The 17,214-nt window shown below is 64.9% G+C and carries 15 protein-coding genes; 13 read left to right on the plus strand and 2 right to left on the minus strand.

The window, feature by feature from the left end; translation table 11 throughout:
- The first annotated feature begins 22 nt into the window (after nt 1–22).
- The 6 genes from O7A70_RS14585 (at nt 23) to O7A70_RS14610 (ending at nt 7,006) form a co-directional block, all read left to right on the plus strand.
- Complete coding sequence (locus tag O7A70_RS14585) at nt 23–652, plus strand: HD domain-containing protein (RefSeq protein ID WP_337140974.1); 630 nt, start codon at nt 23–25, stop codon at nt 650–652.
- Nucleotides 649–1,743, plus strand: a complete 1,095-nt coding sequence (locus O7A70_RS14590; RefSeq protein ID WP_337140975.1) for a carnitine 3-dehydrogenase — start codon at nt 649–651, stop codon at nt 1,741–1,743. Before O7A70_RS14585 ends, O7A70_RS14590 begins: the two co-directional genes overlap by 4 nt.
- A gap of 4 nt (nt 1,744–1,747) precedes the next feature.
- A complete protein-coding gene (locus tag O7A70_RS14595; protein ID WP_023772121.1) occupies nt 1,748–2,911 on the plus strand; it encodes an acyl-CoA dehydrogenase family protein in 1,164 nt (387 codons plus the stop codon).
- A gap of 86 nt (nt 2,912–2,997) precedes the next feature.
- The gene (locus tag O7A70_RS14600) at nt 2,998–5,076 is read left to right on the plus strand and encodes an acetate--CoA ligase family protein (RefSeq protein ID WP_337140976.1); all 2,079 of its coding nucleotides are present in this window, start codon (nt 2,998–3,000) and stop codon (nt 5,074–5,076) included.
- Nucleotides 5,069–5,851: a carnitinyl-CoA dehydratase gene (locus O7A70_RS14605; RefSeq protein WP_027142457.1), complete on the plus strand. Its 783-nt coding sequence runs from the start codon at nt 5,069–5,071 to the stop codon at nt 5,849–5,851. Before O7A70_RS14600 ends, O7A70_RS14605 begins: the two co-directional genes overlap by 8 nt.
- A 213-nt stretch (nt 5,852–6,064) precedes the next feature.
- Nucleotides 6,065–7,006 (plus strand): alpha/beta hydrolase, encoded by a 942-nt coding sequence (locus O7A70_RS14610; RefSeq protein WP_337140977.1) that lies wholly within the window; start codon nt 6,065–6,067, stop codon nt 7,004–7,006.
- A gap of 19 nt (nt 7,007–7,025) precedes the next feature.
- On the opposite strand, the gene O7A70_RS14615 is transcribed toward O7A70_RS14610, so the two are convergent.
- The gene (locus O7A70_RS14615; protein WP_337140978.1) at nt 7,026–7,727 is read right to left on the minus strand and encodes a GntR family transcriptional regulator; all 702 of its coding nucleotides are present in this window, start codon (nt 7,725–7,727) and stop codon (nt 7,026–7,028) included.
- A 216-nt stretch (nt 7,728–7,943) separates the two neighbouring features.
- Here O7A70_RS14615 and O7A70_RS14620 point away from each other — a divergent pair, with 216 nt between their 5' ends.
- The 7 genes from O7A70_RS14620 to O7A70_RS14650 all read left to right on the plus strand — a co-directional run bounded on the left by O7A70_RS14620 (nt 7,944) and on the right by O7A70_RS14650 (nt 16,256).
- Nucleotides 7,944–8,978 (plus strand): ABC transporter substrate-binding protein, encoded by a 1,035-nt coding sequence (locus O7A70_RS14620; RefSeq protein ID WP_337140979.1) that lies wholly within the window; start codon nt 7,944–7,946, stop codon nt 8,976–8,978.
- A gap of 72 nt (nt 8,979–9,050) precedes the next feature.
- Nucleotides 9,051–10,136, plus strand: a complete 1,086-nt coding sequence (locus O7A70_RS14625; RefSeq protein WP_337140980.1) for an ABC transporter ATP-binding protein — start codon at nt 9,051–9,053, stop codon at nt 10,134–10,136.
- The gene (locus tag O7A70_RS14630) at nt 10,133–11,059 is read left to right on the plus strand and encodes an ABC transporter permease (RefSeq protein WP_337140981.1); all 927 of its coding nucleotides are present in this window, start codon (nt 10,133–10,135) and stop codon (nt 11,057–11,059) included. Before O7A70_RS14625 ends, O7A70_RS14630 begins: the two co-directional genes overlap by 4 nt.
- Complete coding sequence (locus tag O7A70_RS14635; protein ID WP_337140982.1) at nt 11,056–11,856, plus strand: ABC transporter permease; 801 nt, start codon at nt 11,056–11,058, stop codon at nt 11,854–11,856. Before O7A70_RS14630 ends, O7A70_RS14635 begins: the two co-directional genes overlap by 4 nt.
- Nucleotides 11,857–11,905: 49 nt before the next feature.
- A complete protein-coding gene (ggt, locus tag O7A70_RS14640) occupies nt 11,906–13,492 on the plus strand; it encodes a gamma-glutamyltransferase (RefSeq protein WP_337140983.1) in 1,587 nt (528 codons plus the stop codon).
- A gap of 195 nt (nt 13,493–13,687) precedes the next feature.
- The gene (locus O7A70_RS14645; RefSeq protein WP_337140984.1) at nt 13,688–15,208 is read left to right on the plus strand and encodes an acyl--CoA ligase; all 1,521 of its coding nucleotides are present in this window, start codon (nt 13,688–13,690) and stop codon (nt 15,206–15,208) included.
- A gap of 67 nt (nt 15,209–15,275) precedes the next feature.
- On the plus strand, nt 15,276–16,256 hold the full coding sequence (locus tag O7A70_RS14650) for a 2-dehydropantoate 2-reductase (protein WP_337140985.1): 981 nt from the start codon (nt 15,276–15,278) through the stop codon (nt 16,254–16,256).
- 159 nt (nt 16,257–16,415) lie between these two features.
- On the opposite strand, the gene O7A70_RS14655 is transcribed toward O7A70_RS14650, so the two are convergent.
- The gene (locus O7A70_RS14655; RefSeq protein WP_337140987.1) at nt 16,416–17,099 is read right to left on the minus strand and encodes a glutathione S-transferase family protein; all 684 of its coding nucleotides are present in this window, start codon (nt 17,097–17,099) and stop codon (nt 16,416–16,418) included.
- Nucleotides 17,100–17,214: the final 115 nt, after the last annotated feature.

Raw genomic sequence — 17,214 nt, forward strand, 5'->3', positions numbered from 1 at the left:
ATTATTCGCAGGGAGGGTCGATATGGCTACCGTCAAATTCACCGCGATGAAGGATGGCGACAGGCAAGATTACGAGTTCCTGACCGCCCACGAGATCGATTATGCGGCCAAGACCGGCGAGCGGCTGCTCGACGCGCTGGTGCAGCTCGACGAGGGCCTTTCCGGCTACAAGATCACCCGGCTCGGCCATTCGTTGCAGGCGGCGACGCGCGCCCGGCGCGATGGCGCCGACACCGACTGGATCGCCTGCGCGCTGCTGCACGACATCGGCGACATCTACGCGCCCTACAATCACGACGAATACGCCGCTTCGATCCTGAAACCCTTCGTGCGCGAGCAATGCACCTGGGTGGTCGAGAAGCACGGCGATTTCCAGCGCCTCTATTACGCCCATCATCTCGGCGGCAATCGCCATGCGCGCGACCGCTTCGCCGGCCATGTCTATTTCGACGATTGCGATGCGTTTTGCGAGCGCTGGGACCAGTCGAGCTTCGACCCCGACTATGAGACGCTGCCGATCGAATTCTTCCGGCCCTTCGTGCTCGAAGTCTTTGCCCGCAAGGCCTACGACCCATCAGTCATTCGCGCTGGCGAGCGCGTGCCTCTCACCGATCCCGAAACCGCCAGGACAAGAACCGGAGCCTCTCAATGAGCATCATCAACAAGGCGGCCGCCATTGGCGGCGGCGTCATCGGCGCCGGCTGGGTGGCGCGCCTGCTGTTGAACGGCATCGACGTCTCAATCTTCGATCCTGATCCGGAGGCCTCGCGCAAGGTCTCGGAAGTGATGAAGGGCGCGCGTCGCGCCTACAAGCAGATGGTTCCCGGTGGCCTGCCCAAGGAAGGCAAGCTGACCTTCGCCAAGACGATTGCCGAAGCGGTAGCCGATGCCGATTTCATCCAGGAGAGCGTGCCGGAACGGCTCGACCTCAAGCATCGCGTGCTGGCCGAGATCGACACCCATGCGCCCGCCAACGCCATTGTCGGCTCCTCGACCTCCGGCATCAAGCCGACCGACATGCAGGTGGCGATGAAGAAGCATCCGGAGCGGCTGGTCGTCGGCCATCCGTTCAACCCGGTCTATCTGCTGCCGCTGGTCGAGATCGTCGGCGGCGACCAGACCTTCCCCGAAGCGATCGAAGTCGCCAAGGAAATTTACGCTTCGATCGGCATGAAGCCGGTCGTCATCCGCAAGGAGATCGAGGCTTTTGTCGGCGACCGCCTGCTCGAAGCCGCCTGGCGCGAGGCGCTGTGGCTGATCAAGGACGGTATTTGCACGGTCGAGGAACTCGACGACATCATGCGCTATGGCTTCGGCCTTCGCTGGGCGCAGATGGGCATGTTCCAGGTCTATCGCGTCGCCGGCGGCGAGGCCGGCATGCGCCACTTCATGGCGCAGTTCGGACCCTGCCTGAAATGGCCGTGGACCAAACTGATGGACGTGCCGGAATTCAACGACGAGCTGGTCGACTTGATCGCCACCCAGTCGGACGACCAGGCGCACGGCCTGTCGATCCGCGAGCTGGAAAAGATCCGCGACGACAATCTGGTCGCGATCATGGACGCGCTGTCGAAGCAGAACAAGGGCAAGGGCTGGGGCGCCGGCGCGCTGCACAAGGACTATACCAAGCAACTCGCCAAGCTGGCGGCGAAGAAGCCGACTGCCTCAAAGGCAGCGGAAAAGGCCAGGGCCGCCAAGCCGGTGAAGCGGGCTGAAAAGCCGAAGAAAAAGAAGAAGGGCTGAGACCATGGATTTCGGTCTTTCGGAAGAGCAGAAACTCATTGTCGAGACGACGCGCGCCTTCGTCGAGAACGAGCTTTATCCGCATGAACGCGAGGTCGAGCGCACCGGCGTGCTGCGCCGCGAGCTGATCGAGGAGATAAAGGCCAAGGCGATCGAGGCCGGGCTCTACGCCGCCAACATGCCGGCCGATGTCGGCGGCGCGGGGCTCGATACGGTGACCTGGCTGCTCTACGAGAAGGAGCTTGGCCGCGCCAATTACGCGCTGCACTGGACCTGCGTTGCGCGCCCCTCCAACATCCTGCTCGCCGGCACGCCGGAGCAGCGTGAAAAGTACCTTTTCCCCTGCATCCGCGGCGAGAAATGGGATTGCCTGGCGATGACGGAGCCCGGCGCCGGCTCCGACCTGCGCGGCATGAAGGCGACCGCGGTGCAGGATGGCGACGACTGGGTGCTGAACGGCACCAAGCATTTTATCTCGCACGCCGATCTCGCCGATTTCGCCATCGTCTTCATGGCCTCGGGCGAGGAGGATTCACCGCGTGGAAAACGCAAGAAGATCACCGCCTTCTTCGTCGACAAGGGGACCAAGGGTTTTACGGTGCGCGACGGTTATCGCAACGTCTCGCATCGTGGCTATACCAACGCCATCCTCGAATTCGACGACTGCCGCCTGCCGGCATCCCAGGTTCTGGGCGAGGTGCACAAGGGCTTCGATGTCGCCAATTCCTGGCTCGGCGCGACGCGCCTGCAGGTCGGCGCCACCTGCCTAGGCCGCGCCGAGCGGGCGCTTGGCCATGCGGTCGAATATGCCGCGCAGCGCCAGCAGTTCGGCCAGCAGATCGGCAAGTTCCAGGGCGTGTCGTTCAAGCTTGCCGACATGGCGACGGAACTGAAGGCCGCCGACCTGATGGTGTTCGAGGCCGGCTGGAAGTACGATCAGGGCACCGTCACCGACCAGGATATGGCCATGGCCAAGCTGAAGGCCACCGAAATGCTTGCCTTCGTCGCCGACGAGGCGATCCAGATCCATGGTGGCATGGGGTTGATGGACGACCTGCCGCTGGAACGCATCTGGCGTGACGCCCGCGTCGAACGCATCTGGGAAGGCACATCGGAGATTCAGCGACATATTATTTCGCGGGCGCTGCTGCGTCCCTTCGGCGCTTAGAGCATGATAGCCAAAACCGGCATTCGGTTTTGTCGGGCAAACGAGATCGCTTGTCCTGAGATCGCGCTCAAAACGAAAAGATGACCATGCATAAACTCGAACGCCTTCTGCGCCCGAAATCGATCGCCGTGTTCGGTGGCGTGCAGGCCGCCGCCGTCGTGGCGCAATCGATCAAGATGGGGTTTGCCGGCGAGATCTGGCCGGTGCATCCGACCAAGGACGAGGTCGCCGGCCGCAAGGCCTACCGGTCGGTCGCGGATCTGCCCGGCGCGCCGGACGCCGCCTTTGTCGGCGTCAACCGGCACCTGACCATCGAGGTGATCAAGGCACTCGCCGAGCGCGGCGCCGGCGGCGCCGTCTGCTTTGCCGCCGGTTTCCTCGAAACCGAAGCCTATGACGAGGATGGCGAGCGGCTGCAGGCCGAACTGGTCGCCGCCGCCGGCCAGATGCCGATCATAGGGCCGAATTGCTATGGCCTGATCAACTATGCCGATGGTGCGCTTTTGTGGCCCGACCAGCATGGCGGCATCAGGCTGGACGAGGGCGGCAAGGGTGTCGCCATCATCACCCAGTCCTCCAACATCGCCATCAACATGACGATGCAGAAGCGTGGCCTGCCGATCGCCTTCCTGATGACCGCCGGCAACCAGGCGCAGACCGGCCTGTCGGAAATGGCGCTTGGCCTGATCGAGGACGAGCGGGTGACGTCGCTCGGGCTGCACATCGAGGCTTTTGATTCGGTAGCCGGCTTCGAGCGGCTGGCGGCCAGGGCGAGAGAGCTCAAAAAACCGATCATCGCCATGAAGGTCGGCCGCTCCGAACAGGCGCGGCAGGCAACCGTCTCGCACACCGCCTCGCTTGCCGGCTCGGACGCTGCTTCCGGTGCCTTCCTGAAGCGGCTCGGCATCGCGCGTGTCGATTCCATCCCCGCCTTCATCGAGGCGCTGAAGCTGCTGCACATCACCGGCCCGTTGCCCGGGTACAGGCTCTCATCGATGAGCTGTTCGGGCGGCGAGGCGTCGGTCATGGCCGACAGCGCCGAAGGGCGCTGGGTCAACTTCCCGGTGCTGACCGACAGCCATCGCGCCCATGTCAAATCGACGCTCGGGCCGCTGGTCGCGGTGGCCAATCCGTTGGACTACCACACCTTCATCTGGAACAACGAGCCGGCGATGACGGCCACCTTCACCGCCATGGTGTCTGGCGGCTTCGACCTCAACATGCTGGTACTCGACTTCCCGCGCCCCGACCGCTGCTCGGTAACCGACTGGTGGGCGACGCTGCGCGCCTTCGAATCGGCGCTGAAGACCAACAAGGCGCATGGCGCCATCGTCTCCTCGCTGCCGGAGAACCTGCCGGAGGAATACACCGCCGAACTGATGGCGCGGGGCATGGTGCCGCTGTTCGGCATTTCCGAGGCAATGGACGCCGCGCAGGCGGCGGCTTTCATCGGTTGGGCCTGGCGCGAGCCGCAGGCACAGCCGGTCGACACGAGGGCTGCCGGCGCATCCGACGTGCCGCGCGTCACACCTGACGAAGCCGAAGCCAAGGCGCGGCTGATCAAGGCCGGCCTTTCCGTGCCCAAGGGCGAACGCGCCGGCAACGCGGTCGAGGCGGTGATCTCGTCCATGGCGCTTGGCTTTCCGGTTGCCCTGAAGGCTCTTGGCGTAACCCACAAGTCCGAGGTCGGCGCCGTCAGGCTCAACCTCAAGGACGCCGAATCGGTCAGCACGGCAGCGCATGACTTGCTGCCGCTCGGCACCGGGCTCTATGTCGAGCGCATGGTGCGCGACGGCGTCGCCGAACTGATCGTCGGCTTCACCCGGGATCCGATGTTCGGTGCTGTCATGACGCTGGGCACCGGCGGCGTGCTGGTCGAGTTGCTGCGCGACAGCGTCACGCTGATGCTGCCGGCGACCCGCGACGACATAGAAGCCGCGCTGCGCGGGCTGAAACTGTTCCCGCTGCTCGAAGGCTATCGCGGCCGGCCGAAGGCCGACGTCCAGGCCGCCATCGACGCCATCGCGGGCATTGCCGGCTTCGTGCAGGAGAATGCCGGCGAGATCGAGGAACTCGACATCAATCCGCTGATCGTCTGCACGGAAGGCAAGGGCGCCTGGATCGCCGACGCGCTGCTGGTGCTGGGAGAGAACAAGAATGTCTGACGTCATTTCGACCCGCCGCGAAGGCACCATCCTCGAGGTCACGCTCGACCGCCCCAAGGCCAACGCGATCGACCTGAAAACCTCGCGGCTGATGGGCGAGACGTTCAAGGCGTTCCGCGACGATCCGGAACTGCGCGTCGCCATCGTCAAGACCGCGGGCGACAAGTTCTTCTGTGCCGGCTGGGACTTGAAGGCCGCCGCCGGCGGCGACGCGGTCGACGGCGACTATGGGGTCGGCGGCTTTGCCGGCCTGCAGGAACTGCGCGACCTGAACAAGCCGGTCCTCGCTTGCGTCAACGGCATGGCGGTGGGCGGCGGCTTCGAGCTGGCGCTGTCCTGCGACCTCATCTATGCGTCCGATCATTCCTCCTTCGCCCTGCCCGAAATCCGCGCCGGGACGCTCGCCGACGCGGCGACCATCAAGCTGCCGAAGCGCATCCCCTATCATGTCGCCATGGACCTGCTGCTCACCGGCCGCTGGATGGATGTCGCCGAGGCGCATCGCTGGGGCCTGGTCAACGAGGTGCTGCCCAAGGAAAAGCTCGAGGACCGCGTCTGGGAGATCGCCCGCCTGCTCGCCAGCGGCCCACCGCTGGTCTTCGCAGCGATCAAGGAGACGGCGCGGGTGGCGGAATCGCTGACCTTCCAGGATGCGATGAACAAGGTGACGCGCCGGCAGTTGCCGACCGTCGACGCGCTCTATGGGTCGGAGGACGGTATGGAAGGGTTCCGTGCTTTCGCGGAGAAGCGCGAGCCTGTGTGGAAGGGGAAATAACTCGGAGATGATGGCGCCAGGCACCCCCCTCTGCCCTGCCGGGCATCTCCCCCTCAAGGGGGGAGATCGGCGGTCTTGCCAACAGCGCTCTTCCGGAAACGTTGGCGGTTGGCGAAAGCCGAGACGACATCCGATCTCCCCCCTTGAGGGGGAGATGGCCGGCAGGCCAGAGGGGGGCGCCTGGGCGCGTTCATTGCTGTCCGGTCTCCGTTCATGACCGATTACGCCAAACTCATCGACGCCGAGACCTGGGCCTTCATCGAGCGGACCAATTCCTATTATCCGCCCGATACGATCGACTACACGATCGCACGGCAGCGCGAGATCTATGACCGCATGTGCCGGGAGTTCTTTGCCGGCTATCCGCAAGGCGTGACGGCCGAGACGACCGCCATCGCCACACCTGCCAGCAACATCCCAATCCGCATCTATCGCAACGCGACGCCGGACCATGCCGCCATGGTGCTCTACATCCATGGCGGAGGCTTCATCCTCGGCGGGCTGGACAGCCACGACGATGTCTGCGCCGAGCTTTGCGGCCGCACCGGTTATGAGGTGGTCTCGGTCGATTACCGGCTGGCGCCGGAGCATCTGCATCCAGCCGCTTTCGACGATGCGATGACCACCTTCGAATGGGCCGCGGGGAGCTCCGACCGCCCGGTGGTGCTGTGCGGCGACAGCGCCGGCGGCAACCTTTGCGCCGCCGTCGCGCACGCGACGCGTGGCCATGCGAAAAAGCCGATCGGCCAGGTGCTGATCTATCCCGGTCTCGGCGGCGATCGCTCGCGCGGCTCTTATGTGACGCACGCCGAGGCGCCGATGCTGACGGTGCGCGACCTCGAATTCTACAAGCACATCCGCACCGGGGGCGTGGACCAGACCGGTGACATCACGCTGTCGCCGCTGGCCGATGCCGATTTCGCCAACCTGCCGCCGACCGTGCTGATGACCGCCGAGTGCGACCCGCTGTCATCCGATGGAGAGGCTTATCGCGACCGCATGGTCGCGGCAGGCGGGCGCGCCATCTGGTTCGAGGAACCCGGCCTGGTGCACGGCTATCTCAGGGCCCGGCACAGCGTCGGCCGTGCCCGCGCGAGCTTCACCCGCATCGTCGATGCGGTGGTCACGCTCGGAAATGGCGGCTGGACCTGGTAGGGCGCACTGGCTGTCCCGCTCAGGAGGCCTTGGCCAGGAAACTCTGATAGTCCGATTTCGCCTGCAGCAGGCGCAACACGTTCTCGCGCGAACCGCGTACATGGGCGCGCGCCAGCGTCCCGGCGCGGCGAGCGTCGTTTGCGCAGATCGCCTCGACGATCCCGGCATGCTCGTCGCGGGCGATCTTCCATTCGTCAAGCCACAAGAGTTCGGTCCAGACATAGTGCTGGCACTTGTCGAGGATGCCGCACAGCATGCCGTGCAGCATCGCGTTGCCGCTGATTTCGGCAATGACGCGGTGCAGATCGATGCCGACCTCCAGTTCCTGGAATTTTTCGCGCGTCGTGCGATCGGGAATAGCGGCCAGCCGCTCGCACTCAGCCAGCATGGCACGCAGCCGCGCCTTGTCCTTCTCCGTAGCAGCCGCCGCCGCCAGTTCGGTCGCATGGCCGTCGAGCAGTTCGCGGATGTCGAAGGCCTCGCGGAACATGTTGATGTCGAACTCGGTGACGGCATAGCCCTGGCGCGGCCGGCCGGTGACCAGTCCGTCGCGCTCCAAGCGGTTGAAGGCTTCGCGCACCGGAGTGCGGCTGACGTTGAGTTTGGCCGCGATGTCGCTTTCGGTGACGCGCGAGCCCGGCGGAATCTGGCCGGTCACGATCATCGCCTTGAGCGCGGAATAGACCGAGTCGCGCAGCGTGTTTTTTGTTTCCTTGGCCAAGGTCCGTTCCCAGTTCTCCGGCTGCTTTAGCCGGACATTGCCTCGTTTGTAGTCGCAGTCGGCGCAATTTGCCACGCCCTGCGGCACCGTCCCATCGCTTCGGATTGATCGTGCTCGCCGGAGTTGACAACACCGATCTCTCGGCTACATTTGAAATTGTATACAAAATCGCATGCCAAATCAAAAACAAATGGGAACACCGGTCGGAGAACCGAAATGAACAAGAACTTTAGAACTTTCGCGATAGCCGGCCTCATTGCCTCCGTGGCAGTGCCTGCCCTCGCCGCCGACACCATCACCGTCGCCTCATGGGGCGGCACCTATCAGGAGGCGGAGACCAAGGCCTTCTTCAAGCCGACCGCCGATGCGCTCGGCATCACCATCAAGGAAGACACCACCAACGGCCTCGACGACGTGCGCCTGCAGGTGACCGGCAATGCCGTCAAATGGGACATCACCGAGCTGGGCGCCGACGAATGCGCGCGCGGCTCCAAGGAAGGGCTGTTCGAAAAGCTGGATTACGGCATCATCGACAAGAGCGGCATCAACCCCAAGCTGGTGCATGACGACTGGGTCGGCATTTCCTACACCTCCGTCGTGCTGATCTATCGGACCGACGTCTTCGGCGACAAGGGCCCGAAGACCTGGGCCGACTTCTGGAACGTGGAAAAATTCCCGGGACGGCGCGCGCTGAGCAGCAGCCAGGCGACGGAGACGCTGAGCGTCGCCGCACTCGCCTCCGGCCTGCCAATCGACAAGGTCTATCCCGTCGACATCGACGGCGCGCTGAAATCGGTCGACAAGATCCGTGGCCATGTCGATGCCTGGTGGACCTCCGGCGCCCAGGCCATGCAACTGGTGAAGGATGGGGAAGTCGACATGGCGAGCATCTGGAACGGCCGTGCCGGCACCCTGAAGAAGGCAGGCGCGCCGGTCAGCTTCTCGTTCGACCAGGGCGTGCTCACCGCCGACTGCATGGTCATCCCCAAGGGCGCCAAGAACAAGGAAGCGGCGATGAAGGCGCTGGCGATGTTCGTCAGCCCGCAGCTGCAGGCCAATCTGCCGCTCTATGTCGACAATGGGCCGGTGAACGAGAAGGCGTTCGAGACCGGCAAGATCCCGCCCGAGCGGATCAAGGACATCAACTCGGCGCCCGAAAACGTCAAGAAGCAGGTGTTGCAGGATGCCGAGTTCTGGCGCGACACCCTCGTCGAGGCGACGGAAAAGTTCAACAATCTGATCCAGCAATAGGCCAGAACCCTGACATTGCGGGCGGCGCAAACGCCGCCCGCTCCTTCAGTCTCTGCCCAGGAGAAAACGATCTTGTCCATTGCACAATCCGCGCTGCCGATCAGCATGCGCCGGATCGAGAAACGATTTGGCAGCGTGCCGGTGCTGCGCGACCTGAACCTCGATGTCGAGGCCGGCGAGTTCCTGACGCTGCTCGGGCCTTCCGGATCGGGGAAGACGACGCTGCTGATGATCCTGGCCGGTTTCGTCAGAGCCAATGGCGGGAGCATCAAGGTCGGCGGCGACGAGATCATCACCACGCCGCCGCACAGGCGCAACATTGGCATGGTGTTCCAGAACTATGCGCTGTTTCCGCATATGAATGTCTTCCACAACATCGCCTTTCCACTGAAGCAGCGCGGCGTCGCGGCAGCCGAGACGGCGCAGCGGGTGGAGAAGGCGCTGGAGCTGGTGAAGCTGCAGGGCTTGGGCGAGCGCCGCGTCGACCAGCTCTCCGGCGGCCAGCGCCAGCGCGTGGCCCTGGCGCGCGCCATCGTCTTCGAGCCGCGCATCGTCTTGATGGACGAACCGCTGTCGGCGCTCGACAAGGGCCTGCGCGAGCATATGCAGCTCGAATTGCGCGCGCTTCATCGCCGTCTTGGCATGACGACGGTCTATGTCACGCACGACCAGCGCGAAGCCATCACCATGTCGGACCGTATCGCGGTGATGAACGCTGGCCGCATCGAACAGCTCGACAAGCCCGAAACCCTCTATGCGGCACCGAAGACGCAATTCGTGGCCGGCTTCATCGGCGAATCGAATTTCATTCCCGTCGAGTGCCGCAACGGATCGGTCTGGTATGAGGACAGGCGAATCCAGACCGGCGCACCGACACCGCCGGCGGGTCGGCATCTGATGGTGGTGCGACCGGAGAAGCTACGGCTGGTCACCACGGACGAGCCGTCGACCGGCATCAATGTGCTAGATGCGACGGTCAGCGACATCATCTACCAGGGCGACAGCTTCGTCTGCTATGCCAGCCTGAGCGACGGCCGCCAGCTGACGTTGCGCGATTATTGCCGCAGCGATGTGCTGGCCAGAATGCCGGCGCCCGGCCAGCCGATCACGCTCGGCCTCGATGCGAAGGACACGATCCTGGTGGCGGCCGAGGGATGAGCGCGCAATCCGCCCTGCTGAAAGAGATCGCCGGCCCGGCGGGGCAGGACCTGAACACGCAAGAGCTACGCGCCGATGCGCGGTGGGAGTCACTGCGGCTGCTGGCGCTGCTGGCGCCGAGCCTGTTCCTCGTCTGCGCCATCATCATCGTGCCGATCGGCTGGCTGTTCTGGCTGTCGCTGTTCGACGAGACCGGCGCCTTCAGCGCCGCCAATTACGCACGGTTTTTCGAGCAGGCCTCCTACATCAGGACCTTCATCACCACCTTCAAGGTCGCCTTCATCGTTACCGGCGCCTGCGTGCTGCTGGGCTATCCCCTGGCCTACATGCTGTCGCAGTTGCCGCGCCGGGCCGCCTCGATCTGCCTGATCTTCGTTATCCTGCCGTTCTGGACGTCAGTGCTGGTGCGCACCTATGCCTGGCTGGTGATCCTGCAGCGCAAGGGCCTGATCAATAGCTGGCTGATCGACCTCGGCGTGATCAGCCAGCCGCTGTCGCTGGCCAATAATTTTTCAGGCGTGGTCATCGGCATGACGCACATATTGCTGCCGTTTCTCGTTTTGCCGCTCTACGCCTCGATGAAGACCATCGACACCGACTGCCTGCGCGCCGGCATGAATCTCGGCGCCGGCCCGGCCGCGACCTTTAGGCAGATCTTCTTTCCGCTGTCGCTGCCCGGCCTCGCCTCGGGCGTGGTCATCGTCTTCGTGCTGTGCCTAGGCTTCTTCGTCACGCCGGCGCTGATGGGCGGCGGCAAGGTGGTGATGTGGGCGATGCGCATGGAACAGACCACCAGCCTCTATTCCAACTGGGGCGCGGGTGCGGCACTCGGCGTGGTGCTGCTGGTGGTCACGCTGGCGCTTCTCGGCCTATTCCAGTGGCTGCTCGGCGCGCGCGCCACCGGCGTATGGAGTTCACGATGAGCGGAGATATCGGCCTGCCGATCTCGCACCGGCAACGCCTGTGGCTCTACGGCCTCGGCGGCCTCGTGCTGTTGTTCCTGATCGCGCCGTCGGTCATCATCGTCATCATGTCGTTTTCGGATTCGACGCTGCTGCAATTCCCGCCGCAGCAATGGTCGCTGCGCTGGTACGAAAGCTATTTCCAGTCGCTGGAATGGCGTGACGCCACCATCGTGTCAGTGAAGGTCGCTGTCATGACCGCGCTGGTGGCGACGCCGCTCGGCACCGCGGCGGCCTACGCCATCAACAGGGGCACGCTGCGCTTCAACGGCACCATCAACGCGCTGCTCACGGCGTCGCTGATCATCCCGGTGATCCTGGTCGGCATCGGCACCTTCTTCCTCTATGCGCGCATCGGCCTCAACAACACGCTGACCGGCCTGGTCATCGCCCATACGGTGCAGGCGCTGCCGCTGGTGGTGCTGACGGTGCTGTCGGGCCTGCGCTCCTATGACATGAACCAGGAGCGCGTGGCGCGCAGCCTGGGCGCGGGACGCATCGCTGCCTTCTGGCAGGTGACGATGCCGCAGATCCGCTTCTCGATCGTCTCGGGGGCGCTGTTTGCCTTCATCACCTCCTTCGACGAAGTTGTCGTCTCGCTGTTCATCTCGGGCGGCGAGACCACCACCTTGACGCGCCGCATGTTCAACGCGCTGCGCGACCAGATCGACCCGACCATCGCCGCCATCTCGACTTGCCTGATCGTGCTCTCGGTCCTGCTGTTGTCGCTGGCGCAGATCTTCGGCCGCCGGCATTGATTTCATCGGACCCATTCGCTTCAAGTGACCCTAGGGATATCCAGACCAGATGCGTGATTTCCAGTTTCCCGGCCGCTCGCCGGTTCGTGCCACGGAAGCGATTGCCGCGACATCGCACCCGCTCTCGACGCTGGCGGCCATCGAGATGCTGCGCGCCGGCGGCAATGCCATGGATGCCGCCATCTGTGCGGCCGCCGTGCAGGGCGTGGTCGAGCCGCAATCGACCGGGATAGGCGGCGATTGCTTTGTCCTCTACTGCCCCAAGGGACAAAGCGAGGTGTTGGCTTTCAACGGCTCCGGCCGGGCGCCGGCGGCCGCGACCGTCGACTGGTTTCGCGACAAGGGTTTTAACGAGCTTCCGAAGCAGGGGCCGCACGCGGTGACGGTGCCAGGCGCCATCGACGCCTGGTGCCGGCTGCTCGAGGATCATGGCAGCAAGAGCCTGGCCGAAGTGCTGGCGCCGGCGATCCACTATGCCGAGAACGGCTATGTCGTGCACGACCGCGTCGCCTTCGACTGGGCCGACCCGGAGACCGATCTTTCCGCCGACGAGCATGCGGCGCGCATCTTCCTGCCCGGCGGCACCGCGCCGAAGGCCGGCGACGCGCACCGCCAGCCGGAACTCGGCGCCACTTTGCGGATAATCGCCAAACAGGGTCGCGCCGGGTTCTACGAAGGTGCGGTCGCCGACGACATGGTGCGCCGGCTCAAGGAATTGGGCGGACTGCACACGGCCGAAGATTTCGCCACGACCCGAGGCGACTATGTGGCGCCGGTCAGCGTTAGCTATGGCGGCCATGAGATTCACCAGATGCCGCCGAACAACCAGGGGCTGACGGCGCTTTTGATGCTGAACGTGCTGTCGGGCTTCAAGCTCGGCGGGCTCGACCCCAACGGCGCCGAGCGCCTGCACCTGGAGATCGAGGCCGGGCGGCTGGCCTATCGCGACCGCGACCGTTTCGTCGGCGACCAGGACCGTGTCCCGGTGCCCGTGAGGGAGCTTCTGTCGGCCGCTTATGCCGAGCGGCTGCGCGCCGAGATCGACCGCGAGCGCGCCATGACCCATCTGCCTGACGTCCAGTTGCCGGGCAGCGATACGGTCTACATCTCGATCGTCGACCGCGACCGCAACGCGGTCTCCTTCATCAACTCGACCTATTACTCCTTTGGCAGCGGCGTCGTCGGTCCGAAGACCGGCGTGGTGCTGCAGAACCGCGGCTCGAGCTTCCGCCTCGATCCGGCGCACCCCAACGCCATCGCGCCCGGCAAGCGGCCGATGCACACGATCATGCCCGGCATGGCGACGAGAAACGGCCGCGTGGTGATGCCGTTCGGCGTCATGGGCGGCGGCTACCAGCCGTTCGGCCATGTCCATCTTTTGACCAACATGATCGATTTCGGCATGGACCCGCAGCAGGCGCTCGATGCCCCCCGGGTGTTCTACAATGACGGCATGGTGGAAGCGGAGCGCAACGTGCCCACCGAGGCGATCGAAGGCCTGCGCCGGCGCGGCCACGCCATCACCGAGCCGCACCATCCGCTCGGCGGCGGCCAGGCGGTGCTGATCGACTGGGAAAAGGGAACGCTGACCGGCGCGTCGGATCCGCGCAAGGACGGGATGGCGCTGGGGTATTGAGGTTTACGGCAGGATGATTGGTCGCAACCTTTGAAAGCCGGGGTTTCCTCTCCCCCACAACGTGGGGGGTCCGAAGGACGGGCGAGACCCGTGGCTCGCCCCGGCATGGTGGCTCGGCGAAGCCGAGACGGAGCGGGGCGGCGCCAACGTCGACTGGACTTTCACAAGCACTCGTCTGAAACATAGCCGGTGACCATGACCCAGACCCACACAGACCTCTCCCGCCGCCTCGTGGCCGGCGCCGACGACGCGCCGGCCATCCTGGCACCCGACAGGCCCACGCTCACCCATGGCGGCCTGCGCGCGCTGATCAAAGCCACAGCCACACAGCTCCATGCCCTCGGCATCGGCCGGGGCGACAGGGTGGCGATCGTGCTGCCGAACGGGCCTGAGATGGCGACGGCCTTCGTCGCCGTGGCGGCCACCGCCTCGACGGCGCCGCTCAACCCCGCCTACCGGGCCGACGAGCTCGATTTCTACCTGACCGACATCGGTGCCAAGGCGATCCTTGTCGCCGAGAACGAGACTGGCCCTACCGTGACGGTGGCCGAGCGCCTCGGCATCGGCGTGCTGCGGCTCATCGTGCCGCCAGACGCGCCTGCCGGCAGTTTTGCCATCAAGGGCGCGGCGGTCGGCCAGCAAGCGGCGCCCGCCATGGCCGGGGACCAAGACATCGCACTGCTGCTGCATACGTCGGGCACCACCTCACGCCCCAAGCTGGTGCCGCTCAGCCATGCCAATGCCGCGGCCTCCGCCCGTCATATCGGCGCGACGCTTGGGCTGACGGCGGATGACCGCTGCCTCAACATCATGCCGCTGTTCCACATCCACGGCCTGATCGCGGCGGTGCTGTCGTCGCTGGCATCGGGCGGCAGCATCTACTGCACGCCGGGCTTCAACGCGCTGCGCTTCTTCCAGGGGCTGAGCGACGCGAAACCGAGCTGGTACACCGCCGTGCCGACCATGCACCAGGCGATCCTGGCGCGCGCGGCGCGCAATGCCGAAGCGCTGGCGGCGGCACGCCTGCGCTTCATTCGCTCGTCCTCGGCATCGCTGCCGGCGCAGGTGATGGCCGAACTCGAGGCGACCTTCGGCTGCCCTGTCATCGAATCCTACGGCATGACCGAGGCCGCGCACCAGATGGCGTCGAACCGGCTGCCGCCGGGCCTGCGCAAGCCGGGCAGCGTCGGTTCGGCCGGCGGACCGGAAGTGGCCGTCATGACGCCGGACGGCCGGCTGGTGCAAGCCGGCGAGACGGGCGAGATCGTCATTCGCGGCCCCAACGTCACCTCAGGCTATGAGAAGAACCCGGACGCCAACGCCACTGCCTTCGCGCATGGCTGGTTCCACACCGGCGACCAGGGCGTGCTCGACGATGACGGCTATCTCAGGGTCACCGGCCGGCTGAAGGAGATCATCAATCGCGGCGGCGAGAAGATCTCGCCGCTCGAGGTCGACGACGTGCTGATGGACCACCCGGCGGTGGCGCAAGTTGTCACCTTCGCCATGCCGCATGACAAGCTTGGCGAGGAGGTGGCGGCGGCCGTGGTGTTGCGCGAAGGCATGAGCGCAACCGAGGGCGATATCCGCGCCCACGCCGCGATGCGGCTCGCCGACTTCAAGGTGCCGCGCAAGGTGCTGATCCTGGACGAGATCCCCAAGGGCGCGACCGGCAAGCTGCAGCGAATTGGGCTGGCCGCCAAACTCGGACTCTAATGCATGTCGCTTGGAAGTGTCCTCGGTTCCGAGATAACGACACGCATAGAATTAAAGGCTCAGTACGATGAAGATTACCATATTCGGCGCCGGCGCCATCGGCGGCTATCTCGCCGCCAAGCTGGCGATCGCCGGCCGCACCGACCTGTCGATCGTCGCGCGCGGCGCCCATCTCGAAGCAATCAAGGCAGATGGCCTGCGCCTGATCGAGGACGGCAAGGAGACGACCGCCTCGGTCCGCGCCGCCGCCAAGGCGGAAGATCTTGGCGCGCAGGATTATGTCGTGCTGGCGCTGAAGGCGCATTCCGTTGCGCCCGCGCTCGACCAGATCGCACCGCTGCTTGGGGAGAACACATCGGTCGTCACCATGCAGAACGGCGTTCCCTGGTGGTATTTCTACAAGGCCGGCGGCGCGCTCGAAGGCACCAGGCTGCATCAGGTCGACCCCGGCGGCTCGATCTGGGAACGGCTCGGCCCGCAGCGCGTCATCGGCTCGGTGGTCTACCCCGCAGTCGAGGTCGACGCGCCCGGCCTGATCCGCCATGTCGAGGGCAAGCGCTTCTCGCTCGGCGAACCCTCGGGCGAGAAGAGCGAACGGGCCACACTCCTGGCCGGGGAGATGGTCAAGGCCGGGCTGCAGGCGCCGGTGCGCGACGACATCCGCAGCGAGATCTGGATAAAGCTGTGGGGCAATCTCTCCTTCAACCCGATCTCGGCGCTGACCGGCAGCACGCTGGCCGCGATCGTCGCCGACGAGGGCACCCGCCAGCTCGCCCGCACCATGATGCTGGAAGCGCAGGCAATCGGCGAAAGCCTGGGCGTGCGCTTCCCCATCGACGTCGACCGCCGCATCAAGGGCGCCGGCGACGTCGGCGAACACAAGACCTCGATGCTGCAGGATCTGGAACGCGGCCGCCCGATGGAAATCGACGCGCTGGCGGGCGCGGTGCAGGAGCTTGGGCGGCTGACGGGGAAGCCAACGCCGGCTATCGATGGGGTGCTGGCGCTGGTGAAGAGGTTGGCGGTGGAGCGGGGGTGTTACGGGTGAGGATAGTGATCCAGCATGGCCGGAGCGAGTGGTTAAGCCGGCACTACGGCTGAACGCTCCTATTCCGCGCTACGACTACCTCCGGCCGCCAGACCGCATCATTCCCTGCTGCAGACCATGGATAACCTAGCGGCGGCACCTCGATGCCGCCGCCGGCCTTCAGGCGGCCTGCTGTTCGTTCTGCGGAAACATTGCCTTGCGGGACTCGGCATCGAGCTCGTGCTTGAAAGTGAGAGCAGCCTTCATCTCGAGGGCGCGTTGAATGGCTGGGCGGGCCGCCATTTGAGACATGAAGCGCTCGACATTGGGGTACACCGCCAAGCCATCGGCGCCGAAGATGAAACCAGCCGAAGCGGCCCAGCCCCAGAGCGCCATGTCGGCAATGCTGTAGGCCTCACCCGCCAGATACCGGGATCGGCCCAAATGCTCGTCGAGCACAGCATAATGCCGTTCGACTTCCTTCCTATAGCGGTTGATCGCATAGGGAAGCGTCTCGGGCGCGTAGTGCATGAAGTGAATCGCCTGGCCCGAGAATGGCGAGAGGCCCGTCGCCACCAGTTGCAGCCAGGACAGCATGGTGGCGTATTCGGTGCGAACTTCCGGCAAGAAAGCGCCGTGCTTGCCGGCCAGATAGAGCAGGATTGCGTGCGAGTCGAACACGACGGTGCCGTCATCGACGATGGCCGGAACCTTGGCATTCGGGTTAATGGCCTTGAATGCCGCCATATGCTGTTCACCCTTGAAAATATCCACGGGCTTCAAGGCGAAGGGGAGTTCCAGTTCCTGGAGCAGCACGGCGACCTTCATCGAATTGGGCGTCGCATGAAAATAGAAATCGATCATCAGTTGTCCTCGGTTTTGCCTGTCGCGTGGCCGGATTTGGTTCGCGATCATGGCCTGCGCTGAACATGCCGGGGCCATGGCGGCAGCACAAATCGATCCTGAAACTTGGTGCAAT

The organism is Mesorhizobium sp. Cs1299R1N1, from assembly GCF_037179655.1.
Lineage (GTDB): Bacteria > Pseudomonadota > Alphaproteobacteria > Rhizobiales > Rhizobiaceae > Mesorhizobium > Mesorhizobium salmacidum.